The sequence below is a fragment of the Caulifigura coniformis genome, assembly GCF_007745175.1.
Taxonomy (GTDB): Bacteria; Planctomycetota; Planctomycetia; order Planctomycetales; family Planctomycetaceae; genus Caulifigura; species Caulifigura coniformis.
Genome location: NZ_CP036271.1, coordinates 4,302,387 through 4,317,313, shown reverse-complemented (window position 1 = coordinate 4,317,313; position 14,927 = coordinate 4,302,387). Strand labels below are relative to the sequence as shown.

Below are 14,927 nucleotides of genomic sequence, written 5' to 3'. Positions count from 1 at the left end.
GCAGTACGATATCCCCACAAGGTTCCATCCGTTCCTCCTGCGGGTCAATGACACCCGGCCACGCCTGACGGAAACCCTGCGCGGTCGACACAAAACCGCCGCCCCTGCGCGCCTTCATCGCATCGACCTCCAGCCCGTCGCCGCCGCTCGCCCACGCTTTTCTCCGTTCGATTTTCACTCCTCAGCCATTATCTTCCGGGCCGTCGTTCGTCGCCCGTCAACACCGGAGACCTCCCGCCCGAGCGGCCGCCACGTCTCCTGGAGAAATCAATGCCGAGTTCCAGTTCCTCCCTTCCTTACCGACGCGTCGTCCTCAAGCTCAGCGGCGAGAGCTTCTGCCGCAGCCGGGAAGGGGGCATCTCGATGGCCGAAGTTGAGGCCACCTCGAAACAGATCAAGACCATCGTCGATCAGGGCGTCGAACTGGCCATCGTCTGCGGCGGCGGGAATATCCTCCGCGGCAAGCAGTTCGCCGCGGTCAGCGAAGCAATCAAGACGCCAACCGCCCACTACATGGGAATGCTCGCGACCTGCATCAACGGACTCGCCCTCCAGGACGCCCTCGAGAACGCACAGGTCCCGACGCGGCTCCAGACGGCGATTCGCATGGAGAATGTCGCCGAACCGTTCATCCGCCGTCGCTGCCTCCGGCACCTGGAAAAGAAGCGCGTGGTGATCCTCGCCGCCGGCACCGGCAGCCCCTTTGTGACGACCGACACCGCGGCGGCTCTCCGCGCCCGCGAGCTGGAAGCCGACGTCGTCCTGAAGGCGACCCGCGTTGACGGCATTTATTCCGAGGATCCCGAGCGCAATCCCCACGCAGTTCGCTACTCGGAAATCTCCTACAAGGACGTCCTTCAGAAGGGCCTGCAGGTGATGGACGCCCAGGCCGTGCATCACTGCATGGAAGCGAAGATCCCGATCCTCGTCTTCAACTTCCAGCGCGAGGGAAACATGCTCCGGGCTGTCATGGGAGAGAAGGTCGGCACTCTTGTTCACGCGGCCGCGGCCGGAATCTGACCGCGCTGGAAAGGACTCGCTTCGGGAGAACGGGCAGGGCCTGCACCTTGCCCCATTCCACTGCACCGCGAATGATTGGAATGGCCCCGTCTTTGAAGCGAACTCGGCGGCCGATTCCCTGTCTCTTTCCTGACGCAGGAACGACCGGCGGACTTCTTGAAGAATTCGCGAACAGCCCGTGGTGGACTGTTGTGCGCAAGTGGAACCGCTATCATTCGGTGCCCTGATGGTCCCCCATCGGAGGGGGAACTCTCTCGGGCTAGATGATCGTTCGTTCCTTCAAGAAGGATGCGATGGTCTCCCCGGTTCTCAATCGTCCGACTCTCGTCCTTAACCGGAACTGGCAACCGGTTGGAGTGGCGACGGTCTCTCGTTCTTTGACGCTGGTGTGGAACGACACGGCCCGCGTCGTCGATCCGCACGATTTCCGGCAGTATTCCTGGGCTGACTGGTCACGGATGGCGCCCGGCGGGGATGAACCATTCATCCAGGCCGTGTCCCAGCGGCTGCGCGTACCCGAGGTGATTGTGCTCAGGCACTATGACCGCGTGCACACGAGCGTGGTCACATTCAGCCGGCGCAACATTTATAAGCGCGATCGCTACACCTGCCAGTACTGCTTCGCCCAGCCCGGTTCCGAAGAACTCACGATCGATCACGTCCTCCCGCGTGCGCAGGGGGGGGGGTCGTCCTGGGAAAACTGCGTGCTGGCTTGCGTGTCATGCAACAAGCGCAAGGCCAACCGCACTCCGGAGCAGGCGCACATGCCGCTGGCGCGCAAGCCCGCGCGTCCCGCCTGGAAGCCGATGTACGCCTGGCATGCCGTGCGCATCGAAAGCTGGTCCAAGTTCGTCAGCGAGGCGTACTGGAACGTCGAGTTGGATGAATAAAACGCGACGCAATCCAGCGACCTGACAACGCCAGCCACATCCGATCGCTGGTCAGGCCCTGATCAATCGCGCAGCCCGCCTTCCTGGCGGGCTGCGTCGTTTTCTCGGAGCGGCAACGCGAATCACTGGCCGGCGTCCTTCGCCCCCCCGGCAGACCGGATCTCCCGCCCGACGGCTTTCAGCCGAAATGCCAGAACGCATTGCAGGATCCCGAACGCGATCGAGAATGAACCCACCAGCCACATCAGGCTCATCAGCCCCGCAGCCGGCCAGGCAATCAGACTCACGCCAAACAGCACCGACAGGACTCCCGCCAGGACAAGGAACCATTCGTTCTCGATCACCTTTCGCAGGTGAACGGCGGCAATCACTTCGAACACGCCCCTCGCGATGGCCCACCCCGCCATCATGTACAGCAGGACAACGGCCGTCAGTCCGGGCCAGGTGAACGCCGCGATTCCGGCAGCAACGCTCACCAATCCCATCAGGATGATCAACAGCCACGGTGCTTCCCCGGGTCGCTTGCGCAATTGCCAGCCGAGGGCAATTGCCATGACGCCGTCGACGACTGCGTGGGCCGCAAACAGCAACACCAGCACGAACAGCGTGAGACCTGGCCACATCAATGCGAGGAGTCCGAAGGCGATTGCCCCCAGACCCCGGATCAGCAACATCCACCAGCCGCTGGAAATGATGTCCAACATGATCAAACCTCGGGTGGGAAAACCGGTCGACATCCATTGAATCCCGGTCGACACTCGCTTTCAACGACCTCGACCCAGATTCGATCACGATTCACCCCGAACCTCAGTCCTTATGCCCGGCCCTCCTTCATGGCTCGAAGCCCTGCATCGCCCGGACGCCTATCCTCACCCCACGGCGGCCATCAGGCTCGTTGAAACTCACCTGTCGTGGGTCGTCCTGACGGGCGATTGGGCCTACAAGCTCAAGAAGCCCATCGCTCTCGGTTTCGTCGATTTCTCCACCCTCGACAAGCGCAAGGCCTGCTGTGAAGAAGAGCTTCGCCTGAATCGACGAACCGTGCCCGGCATCTACGATGATGTCGTCACACTCGTCCAGACCGGCTCCGGGCCGCGATTCGATAAACAGGGCGACGTCCTCGAATACGCCGTCAGGATGCATCAGTTCCCGCAGTCGGATGTCCTCCTGAGCATCACCGACTCCGGACGACTGACGCCATCGCAGATCGAGCAACTGGCCCATTCCATCGCCGCGATGCACGCCTCCGCCGCCGTCGCCCCGGAAAACTCCCCGTTTGGAAAGCCGGCGACCGTCCGCCGCTACACCGAAGGCTGCCTCCCTCCGGTCGCTGCTGCCATCAGTCCCGACCAGGCCCCCAAACTCGACTCCCTCACCCGCTGGGTGCAGGAGGAGGCGACGCGACTCGACCAGCACTTCGCCGACCGACGACAGGCCGGCTTCATCCGCGAATGCCACGGCGATCTCCACCTCGGCAACATCGTCCTGGTCGACGGAGTTCCGCAACCGTTCGACTGCATCGAGTTCAACGCGGAACTGCGGTTCATAGATGTCGTGAGCGACCTTGCCTTCATCTTCATGGATCTTGTCGACCACGAACGGCCGGGATCCGCGTGGCAGCTTCTCAACGGCTGGCTGACGACCACCGGCGATTTCTCCGGGCTGGCTGCGCTTCGCTACTACGTGGTGTATCGCGCACTCGTCCGAGCGAAGGTCGCCGCGATTCGCCTGACGCAGGCCGGCCTGACCCCGAATGACATCGCCGACACGCGAAAGCTGCTCGCCGGCTACCTCGAACTGGCCGATCGTCAGTCGCGGACGACCGGCCACGGCCTCATCCTCATGCATGGCCTGTCGGGAAGCGGCAAGTCGTGCGTCGCCCGCACCCTCTCCCTGGAACTCGGCGCGGTCTGCATCCGTTCAGATGTCGAGCGAAAACGGAATCTCGCATCTCGGGCGACCGCCGGCGTGTCGGAACTCTATTCCGGCGCTGCAATCTCCGATGTCTACCGTCGCATGCTCGATCCGGCCGCGGCGATCCTCAGGGCGGGCCTGCCGGTGATTGTCGACGCCACATTTCTTGAGATGTCGCATCGCCTGCAATTCCAGCGACTGGCGGATGAACTCGGCGTCCCCTGGGCGTTGGTCACCTGCGAAGCACCCGAATCGGTGCTGGAGCAACGCGTCCAGAAACGCCGGTCCGAGGGAGGCGACCCCTCGGACGCCACCCTCGAAGTCCTCCGGCTGCAGCGATCGTCGGCCGCCCCACTGTCCGCGACCGAGATTCCGCGGACGCACCGCTGCGAGACATCGGGAGCGGTCGATCAGGTGCGGCTGGCGGCCGCCGTGAGGTCGCTGCTCGCCTTTGGGGCGACCGCCTGAAGTTCGTCCACGCCCCAGTCCCCCCATCCCTTCGTGCGCAACCGCTCACAAAAGATGGAGGAACATTGAACATGGACGCAACAACGCGATAAACGTCGGCGATCCGGTCTTCCTTGCCAGTGCAGGGAAGCTCCGAAACGCCTGAATCGGGAGTTCCAGGGGAAATCGGGCCAGAAGGATGCACCACACGTACACGCGCCCTCCTTGTTCCTCGCGACCCGGCAACCACTCTGGAGCCCGCGTGAACGGAGACGGACTTGCCCGAAACCGGCGAACCATTGAAGATAAACGAGACTTCCCGCCGCGGCCTGTCCGCAGAATGCCCGCCTCGTAATCTCCATGACGCGCTTTATCCGTACTGTTCAGCTCGCGATGAAGAGCCTGCTGCTGCACAAGCTGCGGTCGGGCCTCACCATGCTGGGCATCGTCTTCGGCGTGTTCTCCGTGATCGCCATGCTCGCGATCGGCGAAGGAGCGAGCAGCCAGGCCCAGCAGCAGGTGCTCGCCCTCGGAGCCACGAACATCATCGTCGTCAGCAAGAAACCGCCTGACGAGACGACCTCCTCCTCCTCGAGCGGCCGGACCGACGTCCTCCGTTACGGACTGACCCGCGACGATCACCGCATCCTGTCGCGGACTCTGCCGTCCGTCACCGGACAGGTCGCCATCCGCGAAACGACGCTCGATGTCCGCCACCTCGAACGGAACATGAATGCCCGCGTCGTCGGCTGTACGCCCGGCTACATGGCCATGAACCATCTCACGGTCGCACGCGGACGATTCCTCACCGACGAAGACGTTAGCCGAATGTCGAACGTCGCCGTCATCGCCTCCGGTGTCGCCCGGGCGCTGTTTCCTGTTGACGACCCCATCGGAAAGCCCCTCCAGATCTCCGCGCGGGCCTACATCGTGGTCGGCGTGATGCAGGAACGCGGCTCCTCGGCAGCGATCGGCGGAAGCCTGTCCGGCCAGAACTACAACGAAGACGTCTACATCCCGCTCGATACGTTCCAGTCCCGAATCAACACCGGGGGCGTGATCATGCGCCGCACCTCAGGAAGCTTCAGTGCGGAATCAGTCATCTTCAACCAGATCACCTTTCAGGTCGCCAGCCCCGATGATGTGATCCCCACCGCCGACGTCGTTCGCGAAACGCTCGAGCGCACCCACGGCGGGAAGCAGGACTATTCCGTCGTCGTGCCACTCGAACTGCTCAAGCAGGCCGACCAGCTCCGGAACATCTTCAACATCGTGCTGGGGTCGATTGCCGGAATCTCGCTGCTGGTCGGGGGCATCGGCATCATGAATATCATGCTCGCGACCGTCACCGAGCGGACGCGCGAAATCGGCATCCGCCGGGCACTCGGCGCCCGGCGGGCGGACATCATCCAGCAGTTCATCTCCGAAACCGTCGTGCTGTCAGGCACCGGCGGACTCATCGGCATGGCCCTCGGACTTTGCACGCCGATCGTCTTCATGGGCGTCAAGTTCATCGTGCGGAACTATGTCATCGAGTCGACGGCCAACATGTCCGATGTCGGCAAGATGTTCCTCGATATGACCCCCAGCATCGCCGTCTGGAGCCTCCCTGTGGCCTTCGGATTCTCGGTGCTGACGGGACTCGTTTTCGGCGTCTACCCGGCCCAGGCCGCCGCCAAGCTCGATCCGATCGAAGCCCTGCGGCATACTTGAACCCGGTCCTCGAACCTGTGTCCGACGAAGCCCGGGGGTTGCAACCCTCGGGCTTTCTTTTACTTTTCCGCCATGAACATCCTTGCCGAGCTGCAGTCCCGCTTTGCGCGCGTGCTGACCGATTACACCACGCCCGATCAGGTCGCCCAGTTCGCCGCAATGGTCCGCCCGGCCCAGGACGCCCGATTCGGCGACTATCAGGCCAACTGCGCGATGCCGCTCGCCAAGCAGGCGGGCATGAATCCACGCGACCTGGCGACGCAGATCATCGGCAAACTCGACCTTTCGGACCTCTGCCATCCCGCCGAAATCGCGGGCCCCGGATTCATCAACCTCAAAGTCCGTGACGACGTCCTCCAGGCCATCGTCAACAAGGTGGACGGCGATCCGCGGCTCGGCGTGGAAACGGTGCCCACACCGCGCTCAATCATCGTCGACTTCTCAGGCCCCAACGTCGCCAAGCCGATGCACGTCGGCCACCTCCGCAGCACCGTGATCGGCGCCGCCATCGACCGCACCCTGCGTTTCCTGGGCCACAACGTCGTCAGCGATAACCATCTCGGCGACTGGGGCACCCAGTTCGGGATGATCCTTTATGGCTACAAGAACTTCCTCGACCAGGCGGCCTACCAGAAGAACGCCGTCGACGAACTCGCCCGACTCTACCGGCTGGTCAACACAGTCTCGGATTATCTTACGGCAAAGGCGTCGCTGCCTCGTCTTGCTGCCGATCTGAACTCGGCCAAAGATCGCGTCGCCGCCGCCGAGGCCGAAAACGCGAAGGACAAGGCGGCCCAGGCCGCGCTCAAGAAACTGCGGACCGAAGTCACAGTCGCCACGGACGACCTCAAGTCGGCCGAAAAGAAAGTCGCCGCCGGTGACGCCGATCCGGTGATCAGGGATCTTGCCGAGAAGCATTCCAACATCGCCCGCGCTGCCCGCGATGAAACGGCGAAGCTTCACGCTGGCGATTCTGAGAACCGCAAGCTCTGGAATGAGTTCCTCCCGGCTTGTATCACCGCACTCAACAAGATCTACGACCGCCTGGGAGTCCGCTTCGATAAGGTCCTCGGCGAGAGCTTTTACGATCCATTCCTCGAAGAAGTCGTCAAAGACCTGAAGGCCAAAGGGCTTGCCCGGGAGAGCGACGGCGCCCAGTGCGTGTTTCTCGACGGCAGGGCCGCGCCGTTCATCGTCCAGAAGGCGGACGGCGCGTTCACCTACGCCACGACCGACCTGGCGACGATCAACTACCGCCTGCGGCAATTCCAGGCCGACGCCATTCTCTATGTCGTCGACGACCGCCAGAGCGACCATTTCGAGATGCTGTTCGAAACGACGCGTCTCCTCGGCAACACGGCTGTTGATCTGCGCCACGTGAAGTTTGGCACGGTGATGGGCGAAGACGGCAAGCCGTTCAAGACCCGCGCCGGCGACACTGTCGGCCTGGAAAGCCTTCTCGACGAGGCGATCCGCGAGGCCCGCAAGATCGTCGACGAGAATGACGACGCGAAGCGCGACGACAACGAGCAGCCGGCCCCGGAACTCGACGAGGCCACCCGGGCAGCGGTGGCGGAGGCCGTCGGACTCGGCGGAATCAAGTACGCTGATCTGCACCACAACCGGGAAAGCGATTACATCTTCAGCTGGTCGAAGATGCTCGCCAAGACCGGCGATACCGCCACGTACATGCAGTATGCCTACGCTCGGACGCGCGGCATCCTCCGCCGCGCCGAAGCGGCCGGAACGGCTGTTGGCGACGCCGAACTGGTGCTGACACTTCCAGCGGAACGCCATCTGGGACTGCACATCGCACGCTTCCCCGAGGCGATCGCCGCGATGGTCAACGACTATCGCCCGAACCTGCTGACGAGCTACCTCTTCGACCTCGCGAATGGCTTCAGTTCGTTCTACGACGCCTGCCCGGTGATGAAGGAACCGGACGCGAAACTGCGGGCCAGCCGGCTCAAGCTCGTCGACCTCACCGGTCGCATCATCCGCCAGGGACTGGAGCTCCTCGGCATCCCGGTATGCGAACGAATGTAATCGTGGCGTTCGGCCTCAGCGCGACGTGTAGACCTGCTGCATCCGCGTCAGGATCGCTGATTCCAACGCCAGGTCGCGTCCCTGCGGTAGCCAGCCCGAAGCCGCTGTCTGGCCGACGACGGGATTGAGGTCGCGACGCAGGGGCTCGTTTTCATTGAACGTCGAAGCGCCCGCGGAATTCGCCGCCAGCCCGTCGAGATCTTCCAGTTCTTTGAACGCCTCGACCGAAACAAGGAAGCCCTGTCCCCGTTCATCGGGAATCACGTTGACGATGACCCGTCGACGGATCGATTGCAGCGTGCTCTCGAGCCGGTTTTCGAGTCCGACCGAATCGGAGTGCCACGGCTCAAGGACGCCGGAGCCTGTCAGATACGCCGTCTCGATGACGTGTGACAGCCTGTTCTCGCGGGCGATGTCAAAGTGGAACTCGTGGAGGACGTCGACCGTCGCTTCCCACACGGCGTTCTCGTTGTGACTCGCGACGTACAACGGGTTGGCCGCGGGAGGAGCGAAGCCAAGCCGGGGGCCCATCGCTGCGCAGCCGTTCAACAGCACGGCGATCAGGATCGCCGGCCGGGCGAATCGCACACTCGACGTGCGAAAAGACATGGCGCGGAGGGGAGGCCGCCGGCAAGATGGGAACCGGACCGACGGCGAAAAGGTGAATGGGGAAGGTCGAAAGAATCGCCGAGATCGCCGAACAGGGCAAGATCAGCTTCGGCAGTACAACGCCCGCAGGGGCAGGGCCCCGGCGTTCCCTGGCCTTTCAGGCGATGATGTCGTGGACGACCGTGCCGTGCACATCCGTCAGCCGGAAATCGCGTCCCGAGTAGTGGTAGGTGAGCTTTTCGTGGTCGATCCCCATCAGGTGCAGGATCGTCGCGTGCAGGTCGTGCACGTGAACGCGTTTTTCCGTGGCGTGCATCCCCAGCTCGTCCGTGGCTCCGTGCGTGTAGCCCCCCTTCACCCCGCCGCCAGCCAGGAGCATGCTGAAGCCGGTGTTGTGGTGGTCGCGGCCGGCCTTCGCGGCATCCATCTTGGACAGGTCCATTTGCGAATAGGGAGTCCGCCCGAATTCGCCCCCCCAGACGACGAGCGTGTCTTCGAGCAGCCCGCGAGCCTGAAGGTCGGAGAGCAGCGCCGCCGTCGCGCGGTCGCTGTCGGCACAAAGCGTCCGGTGCCCGGCGTTGTTGTTGGAATGCGTGTCCCAGGGCTGCTTGTTCTTCTTCGTGACGTAGTAGACCTGGATGAACCGCACGCCACGCTCCGCCAGCCGCCGGGCAAGCAGGCAACCCTGGCCGAAATCGCTCGGTCCATAGAGCTCGCGCACATGCTTCGGTTCCCGGGAGACGTCGAACGCCTCGGCGGCCTCACGCTGCATTTCGAACGCCAGCTCCATGGCGCGAATCTGCTCCTCCAGCACGGCGTCGTTCTCCCGCTCGCGCAGGTGCCGGCGATTGATTTCGAGCACGAGGTTGAGTTGGCGCCGCTGCTCCGGGCGGCTCAGCGAAGGATGCCGGATGTTGGCCACCAGGCGTTCGATGTCGAGGTCCGATGTATTGACCGAAGTCGCCTGGTGCTGGCCAGGGAGGAAAGAATTCGACCAGAGCTGCGGACCGACGACCGGCATCCCGGGCGTCAGCACGACAAAACCCGGAAGATTCCGGTTTTCGCTTCCCAGGCCATACGACGCCCACGACCCGAGGCATGGCCGTACGGGCTGCTGATGGCCGCAGTTCATCAGCAGTAGTCCAGGCTCATGATTGGGAACGTCTGTGTGCATCGACCGGATCACGCAGACGTCATCCGCGTGCTGGGCCAGATTCGGGAAAAGTTCGGACATCACGACGCCGCTGTCGCCATAAGGCGCGAACGTGAACGGTGACGGCATGAAGCCGCTTCCCTTCGACTTGATCCCTTCGGGTTGCTGCCCTTCGTATCTGGCGAGCGCCGGCTTGGGGTCGAAGGTGTCGACATGCGACGGCGCGCCGTTCATGAACAGGAAGATCACGCGTTTGGCACGAGGCGCGTGATTCGGGAACGCGGCCGCCACCGATGAACCGGACGCCGGTCCCGTCGCGGCCTGAAGCATCCCGGCCGCGCTGAGCGCTCCAGTGAGCCCGAGCATTCCGAAGCCGGCGCCGGCCTGGCGAAGGGCCTGTCGACGGGAAACAGCAGCAGGAAGCGGAAACGTCATGGCGATTCCAGCGGTCGAGGTCAGTCGAGGATCAGGAATTCGTTCGATGCGAGCAGGGCATGGGTGTATTCCGTCCAGCGTTCCGCGCTCGGCATGTCGCCGAGAAACTCGGATGCGAGCTGCTGTTCGTCGGCCGTCGGCATCCGGCCGAAGACCAGGCGATAAGCGAGCACCACCCTCAACGGGGCGTCGTCGCCGGCCTGAACGGCGACCCGGTCGCGAAGCTTCTCCGCATGCCGGAGCATGAACGGATTGTTCAACACGAAGAGCTTCTGAAGCGGCGTGGTCGTCGCGTTGCGTTGCGGGTTGTGCGTGTTCGGATCGGGGAAGTCGAACAGGGCCAGGAGCTTATTCAGTTCCAGACGACTGATCTCGGCATATACCGTGCGACGGCGCGCCTCGACGTTCATCGGATCGATCGAAACGCCGTACACGCTCGGGTCGAGTTCCCCCGAGGCCGCCATCACGGCGTCCCGCCACGCTTCCACGCTGAGTCGCCGACGCGGCATCCGGCTCAGGAGCCGGTTTTCCGGATCGGCTTGGAGGCTTTCCGGGGCGGCGTGGCTCGACTGGCGATACGTCGAAGAGAGCGCGATCTCGCGCACCAGCCATTTCAAAGACCAGCCGTTGTCCATAAACCGGACAGCGATGTCGTCCAGAAGCTCGGGGTGCGTCGGCGCATCGCCAAGGGCGCCGAAATTACTCATCGTTTTCACCAGGACCGTCTTGAAGAACTGAGCCCAGACCCGGTTCACGATCACCCGCGCCGTCAGCGGGTTTTCACGACTGGCGATCGCCTTCGCGAGATCGAGCCGGCCGCTTCCGTTCTGAAGCGGGGAGGGGACGTCGTTGCTGAGCGCGGTCAGGAAGTGCCGTTCGACTTTCGGCCCCTTCTTCGACACGTCGCCGCGGATCATCACCTCGATATCATGAGGCTTGAGGTCGCGCACGATATGCAGCGCCTCGTCCGCCTTTTTCGACTGTCCTCCCTTGGTCGTTTCCGCGGCCTCAGTCAGCGGCCTGTTGAACATCTCCGTGCTCGCGAAGACGCCCGCGAGCGCGTAGTAGTCTTCCGTTGGAATGGGGTCGTACTTGTGGTGGTGACAGCGGGCGCAGGCAACCGTCAGACCGAGCAATCCGCGGGTCACGGTATCGACACGGTCCTCCCATTCCTCAGCCATCACCTCAGGTGAGCCGCGGCGATAGTATTTCGGTCCGAGGCCGATGAACCCGAGGGCGACGTGGCTTTCCTGATCGTCGGGCGCGATCAGGTCGGCCGCCAGTTGGCGGCGGATGAACTCGTCATAGGGGAGGTCGCTGTTCAGGGCGGCGATCACCCAGTCCCGGTAGCGATACGCGTTCGGATAACAGAGTTCGCGGTTGGAGCCGACGATATGCGCCTGGTCTTCGGCGTAGCGGGCGATGTCGAGCCACAGCCGGGCCCAACGCTCGCCGTACTGCGGCGCCGCCAGCAGCCGGTCGACGACGTTCTCGTACGCCTCAGGCGAGTCATCGGCCACAAATGCGTCAACGTCCGCGGGAGTCGGCGAAAGACCAGTCAGGTCGAATGTCACGCGGCGGATGAGCATCCGCCGGTCGGCCTCTTCGGCCGGTTTCAGACCGGCCCGATCGAGTTTCTCGAGGATGAATCCATCCAGCGGACGCGAGACCCAGTCCGGGGCGGACACCCTGGGCTGGGGATGTGCTTCCGGCTTCCGGAACGACCAGAACTCCCGTGCCGTGGTCCAGTCGATCGTGGACGCCGTGACTGGCATGGCGGCGGCCGCCGGCCCGTCCTTCCGCGGATCGGGCGCTCCCATCTCGACCCACGTCACGAAGTCGGCAATCACATTCTCAGGGAGCTTTCCCGAGGGAGGCATCTCGATCGATTCATACCGCAGCGCATCAATCAGCAGGCTCTTCTTGAGATCGCCTGGAACAACGGCCGGACCGGAATCGCCGCCACGACGCATGCCGTCGCGTGAATCGAGAAACAGGTTCGCCTTGAGCGAATCTCCATCAGCAGAATGGCAGCGATAGCAATGTTGAACGAGGACCGGCCGGATCTTCCGCTCGAAGAACTCGTCCGGAGTTTCTTCCGCCCACAAGAGAGTGGGAGCGCAAGTGGCCAGCAGCAACACCGCGACGCAAATGCGAGTCATGCCGGAGTTTCCCGGGTCGGGAGGGCAGGGGCGGGGGGCGGGCGGATTCCGATGGAGCGGCGACCGAATCCGGCTTCAGAATAGCGGCCGCCACGGGGAAGTTCACGGTCAAGTCGCCCACCAAGGCTGGCAACCGAGCAAGAAGTACAGGGCCGGGGGGCGGTGTGGTATCGATGCCGTTCCTCCGCTGGCGAATCGGCGCAGGTGCTGCGCCGTCTTTGCCAGACGGTCGTTGCGTCGGAACGCTGCGCGCATCGCCTGTGTGCGAGGGACTTGGGTGTGTCGGGGTGGGTGTGTTCGTTTGCATGGCGCCTCCACCCAACGGGAGCGGTTGCGCGGCACTGCAGGAGTGCGGCTCAGCCGGGGAACGAAACAGATTCCCCCATCAGGCCATCTGAGCGGTTCCCCGCTAGAATTCGTGCTCCCTGAAAGCACGCGAGTTTCCGCATGACGTCACTGCCCATCGCCGTCCTCCTCGGAGCGCTCGTCGCCGCGCCGCTCGGCCCGGGTGACCATGCGCGCAAACTCTCCGTCGACGGCCGGGAGCGGTCGTATCTTGTTCACGTTCCCGAAGCGTATTCGCGGGAGCGCGCGACGCCGGTGGTGCTTGTCCTGCATGGAGCGAGAACAAACGGGCTGATCACCATCGCGGTGACCGGGATGAACGCCAAGTCCGATCAGGCCGGGTTCATTGCCGTTTATCCCAACGGGACCGGATCGGACCCGTTCCTGTACTGGAACGCCGGCCAGCGTTCGTCGCAGATCGTGCGCGAGAATCCCGACGACGTGAAGTTCATCCGCCTGTTGCTCGACGACCTGGGAGCGGTCCTGAACGTCGACCAGAAGCGGGTCTTCGCCGCCGGCATGTCGAATGGCGGGATGATGTGTTATCGCCTGGCCGCGGAACTCTCGGATCGCATCGCAGCCATTGCGCCCGTGGCCGGAACGATGGCCATTCCCACCGCCCGGCCAGGACGGCCGGTGTCGGTGCTGCATTTCCACGGCACGGCCGACAACGTGGTGCAATACAACGGCAGGAACTCGGGCGCGCTTCAGCCACTGAAATCGGTGAGCGATTCGATCGAGTACTGGAGGATCGTCAACGGTTGTGCAGCGAAGCCGGTCGTCTCCGACCTTCCGGATCGCGACAGGAGCGACGGAACGACGGTCCGCAGGACGCAGTACCCGCCGGGCAATGACGCCGCGGAGGTCGTCCTCTACGCGGTTCAGAACGGAGGCCATACCTGGCCAGGCCAGAAATCGCTGCTTCCCACCCTCGGCAAGTCGACGCTGGACATCTCCGCGAACGACCTGATGTGGGAATTCTTCGAGCGTCATTCCATGAAATGACCGTTCGTCACGGACGCGGCCCGGCCCCTTTTTGTTGCTGACCTGCGACGCTCGTCGGGAGACTTGGGCGTCGGCACACCGCTGAGCGATGACCGGCACAACGGCCATTTCGATGAATCCACGTTCATGACGGAGGAAGTTTCATGCGTCGTCTTTCCTTCCTTGCCGAAGGAGACGCCGCCATCGATCATTGATGGCAGCTGGAAGATTCCCCCCGTCATGCCAGTGAAGTGACTGTCCGGTTGAGGAACGATCCCATGATCGACACTCCGTCGGCTCCGAAACGCTGGCGATGGCCGGTGGCGGTGTTCCTCGGCGCTGCCGTCGCAACGGTGTTCTGGAGCAGTTCCCAGGTCGATCCGCGCCTCGTCGGTCGCTGGCAGACGGCCCCGCAGACCTTTCCCTGGCCGCATGTCGTGACCTTCGACTTTGGTCGCGACGGCGTGGTGATCGAGGACTCCGGAATCGCCGGCAAGACCCGGAATTTCTGGACCGTCGAACGCGACTCGATCGTCATCCGGCCGGATCGCGTGATGACCGCCTCCACACTGCCAGGGCAATTCCTCCAGTGGGCACAGGAGAACTGGTCGGGCGCGCCCGCGCCGCCACCTCCCGATGCGTTCAGGATCGTGTCGATCACGGAGAAGACGCTGACGCTGGAGTATGTCGGCGTCCGTCGCTGGCCGGCTCCCACATATGTACTGACCCGTGTCCCCGAATGAGTTTCCGTTCGCCAGGTCCGAAACGCCGCCTGCACCGGCTCGCCATCATCGCCGGGGCCCTGGCTATTGCGGCCACGGGGCTGTGGCTGCTTGTCTGGACGACGGTTGAGCGCCAGCGACGGGAAACCTGGATCGCAGCGGTCCAGCATCTGGAAGTTGCCGCGGAAGCCAGGATCGACCCGTTGGATTCTTCACCACTCGGCAGGTTCCGAACCTGGCTGAAGATTCCAAGGACGCACGTTCAATTGTGGCGGGACTCGGAAGGACGCCGACTGCTTTTTGCCCCGGGAGGTGAACCTCGCGGGGTGCTCATCCACCTCGAGAGGCCGCTCTCGGCGGATGTTCTCGATCAGCTGGCGGCCCGGTTTCCAGAGGCCGAGTTTCGGAAATCGCGCGGAGGGATGGGGGGCATGGGAGGACAGGGATTCTTTTGAACGGTTACGCCAACGCTTGAGGCCCTTCAATG

12 protein-coding genes are annotated in these 14,927 nt (G+C 63.5%); 8 read left to right on the top strand and 4 right to left on the bottom strand.

Going from position 1 to position 14,927, the window contains the following annotated elements:
• Positions 1 to 270 precede the first annotated feature (270 nt).
• Positions 271 to 1,020: a UMP kinase gene (gene pyrH / locus Pan44_RS17430; RefSeq protein WP_145031409.1), complete on the top strand. Its 750-nt coding sequence runs from the start codon at positions 271 to 273 to the stop codon at positions 1,018 to 1,020.
• 263 nt (positions 1,021 to 1,283) lie between these two features.
• A complete protein-coding gene (locus tag Pan44_RS17425) occupies positions 1,284 to 1,910 on the top strand; it encodes an HNH endonuclease (RefSeq protein WP_231754087.1) in 627 nt (208 codons plus the stop codon).
• Between the two features lie 122 nt (positions 1,911 to 2,032).
• Here the strand turns inward: Pan44_RS17425 and Pan44_RS17420 are convergent, their stop codons facing one another.
• Positions 2,033 to 2,614, bottom strand: a complete 582-nt coding sequence (locus Pan44_RS17420; RefSeq protein ID WP_197453412.1) for an HdeD family acid-resistance protein — start codon at positions 2,612 to 2,614, stop codon at positions 2,033 to 2,035.
• A 112-nt stretch (positions 2,615 to 2,726) separates the two neighbouring features.
• Between Pan44_RS17420 and Pan44_RS17415 the strand changes: the two genes are divergently transcribed.
• The 3 genes from Pan44_RS17415 (at position 2,727) to argS (ending at position 8,030) form a co-directional block, all read left to right on the top strand.
• The gene (locus tag Pan44_RS17415) at positions 2,727 to 4,292 is read left to right on the top strand and encodes a bifunctional aminoglycoside phosphotransferase/ATP-binding protein (protein WP_145031407.1); all 1,566 of its coding nucleotides are present in this window, start codon (positions 2,727 to 2,729) and stop codon (positions 4,290 to 4,292) included.
• A gap of 339 nt (positions 4,293 to 4,631) precedes the next feature.
• Positions 4,632 to 5,984, top strand: a complete 1,353-nt coding sequence (locus Pan44_RS17410) for an ABC transporter permease (protein ID WP_145031405.1) — start codon at positions 4,632 to 4,634, stop codon at positions 5,982 to 5,984.
• A 72-nt stretch (positions 5,985 to 6,056) separates the two neighbouring features.
• Positions 6,057 to 8,030 carry an arginine--tRNA ligase gene (gene argS, locus Pan44_RS17405; protein ID WP_145031403.1) on the top strand — a complete coding sequence of 658 codons (1,974 nt, stop codon included), beginning with the start codon at positions 6,057 to 6,059 and terminating at the stop codon, positions 8,028 to 8,030.
• A gap of 15 nt (positions 8,031 to 8,045) precedes the next feature.
• Here the strand turns inward: argS and Pan44_RS17400 are convergent, their stop codons facing one another.
• The 3 genes from Pan44_RS17400 to Pan44_RS17390 all read right to left on the bottom strand — a co-directional run bounded on the left by Pan44_RS17400 (position 8,046) and on the right by Pan44_RS17390 (position 12,389).
• The gene (locus Pan44_RS17400; RefSeq protein WP_231754086.1) at positions 8,046 to 8,639 is read right to left on the bottom strand and encodes a hypothetical protein; all 594 of its coding nucleotides are present in this window, start codon (positions 8,637 to 8,639) and stop codon (positions 8,046 to 8,048) included.
• Between the two features lie 157 nt (positions 8,640 to 8,796).
• Positions 8,797 to 10,227 (bottom strand): DUF1501 domain-containing protein, encoded by a 1,431-nt coding sequence (locus tag Pan44_RS17395; protein WP_145031401.1) that lies wholly within the window; start codon positions 10,225 to 10,227, stop codon positions 8,797 to 8,799.
• A 20-nt stretch (positions 10,228 to 10,247) separates the two neighbouring features.
• On the bottom strand, positions 10,248 to 12,389 hold the full coding sequence (locus Pan44_RS17390) for a PSD1 and planctomycete cytochrome C domain-containing protein (RefSeq protein WP_145031399.1): 2,142 nt from the start codon (positions 12,387 to 12,389) through the stop codon (positions 10,248 to 10,250).
• A 447-nt stretch (positions 12,390 to 12,836) separates the two neighbouring features.
• Between Pan44_RS17390 and Pan44_RS17385 the strand changes: the two genes are divergently transcribed.
• The 3 genes from Pan44_RS17385 to Pan44_RS17375 all read left to right on the top strand — a co-directional run bounded on the left by Pan44_RS17385 (position 12,837) and on the right by Pan44_RS17375 (position 14,895).
• Entirely contained in the window at positions 12,837 to 13,739 is a 903-nt protein-coding gene (locus Pan44_RS17385; protein WP_145031397.1) for an extracellular catalytic domain type 1 short-chain-length polyhydroxyalkanoate depolymerase, read from the top strand.
• A gap of 257 nt (positions 13,740 to 13,996) precedes the next feature.
• Positions 13,997 to 14,461: a hypothetical protein gene (locus Pan44_RS17380; protein WP_145031395.1), complete on the top strand. Its 465-nt coding sequence runs from the start codon at positions 13,997 to 13,999 to the stop codon at positions 14,459 to 14,461.
• Entirely contained in the window at positions 14,458 to 14,895 is a 438-nt protein-coding gene (locus Pan44_RS17375) for a hypothetical protein (RefSeq protein ID WP_145031393.1), read from the top strand. The genes Pan44_RS17380 and Pan44_RS17375 overlap by 4 nt, the downstream gene beginning before the upstream one ends.
• Positions 14,896 to 14,927: the final 32 nt, after the last annotated feature.

What these genes read in the sequence shown, in the direction of transcription:
- Pan44_RS17380 (WP_145031395.1), top strand. Translation starts at nt 13,997, where the DNA reads ATGATCGACACTCCGTCGGCTCCGAAACGCTGGCGATGGCCGGTGGCG.
- Pan44_RS17420 (WP_197453412.1), bottom strand. Translation starts at nt 2,614, where the DNA reads ATGTTGGACATCATTTCCAGCGGCTGGTGGATGTTGCTGATCCGGGGT.
- Pan44_RS17425 (WP_231754087.1), top strand. Translation starts at nt 1,284, where the DNA reads ATGATCGTTCGTTCCTTCAAGAAGGATGCGATGGTCTCCCCGGTTCTC.
- Pan44_RS17395 (WP_145031401.1), bottom strand. Translation starts at nt 10,227, where the DNA reads ATGACGTTTCCGCTTCCTGCTGCTGTTTCCCGTCGACAGGCCCTTCGC.
- pyrH (WP_145031409.1), top strand. Translation starts at nt 271, where the DNA reads ATGCCGAGTTCCAGTTCCTCCCTTCCTTACCGACGCGTCGTCCTCAAG.
- Pan44_RS17375 (WP_145031393.1), top strand. Translation starts at nt 14,458, where the DNA reads ATGAGTTTCCGTTCGCCAGGTCCGAAACGCCGCCTGCACCGGCTCGCC.
- Pan44_RS17385 (WP_145031397.1), top strand. Translation starts at nt 12,837, where the DNA reads ATGACGTCACTGCCCATCGCCGTCCTCCTCGGAGCGCTCGTCGCCGCG.
- Pan44_RS17390 (WP_145031399.1), bottom strand. Translation starts at nt 12,389, where the DNA reads ATGACTCGCATTTGCGTCGCGGTGTTGCTGCTGGCCACTTGCGCTCCC.
- argS (WP_145031403.1), top strand. Translation starts at nt 6,057, where the DNA reads ATGAACATCCTTGCCGAGCTGCAGTCCCGCTTTGCGCGCGTGCTGACC.
- Pan44_RS17415 (WP_145031407.1), top strand. Translation starts at nt 2,727, where the DNA reads ATGCCCGGCCCTCCTTCATGGCTCGAAGCCCTGCATCGCCCGGACGCC.
- Pan44_RS17400 (WP_231754086.1), bottom strand. Translation starts at nt 8,639, where the DNA reads ATGTCTTTTCGCACGTCGAGTGTGCGATTCGCCCGGCCGGCGATCCTG.
- Pan44_RS17410 (WP_145031405.1), top strand. Translation starts at nt 4,632, where the DNA reads ATGACGCGCTTTATCCGTACTGTTCAGCTCGCGATGAAGAGCCTGCTG.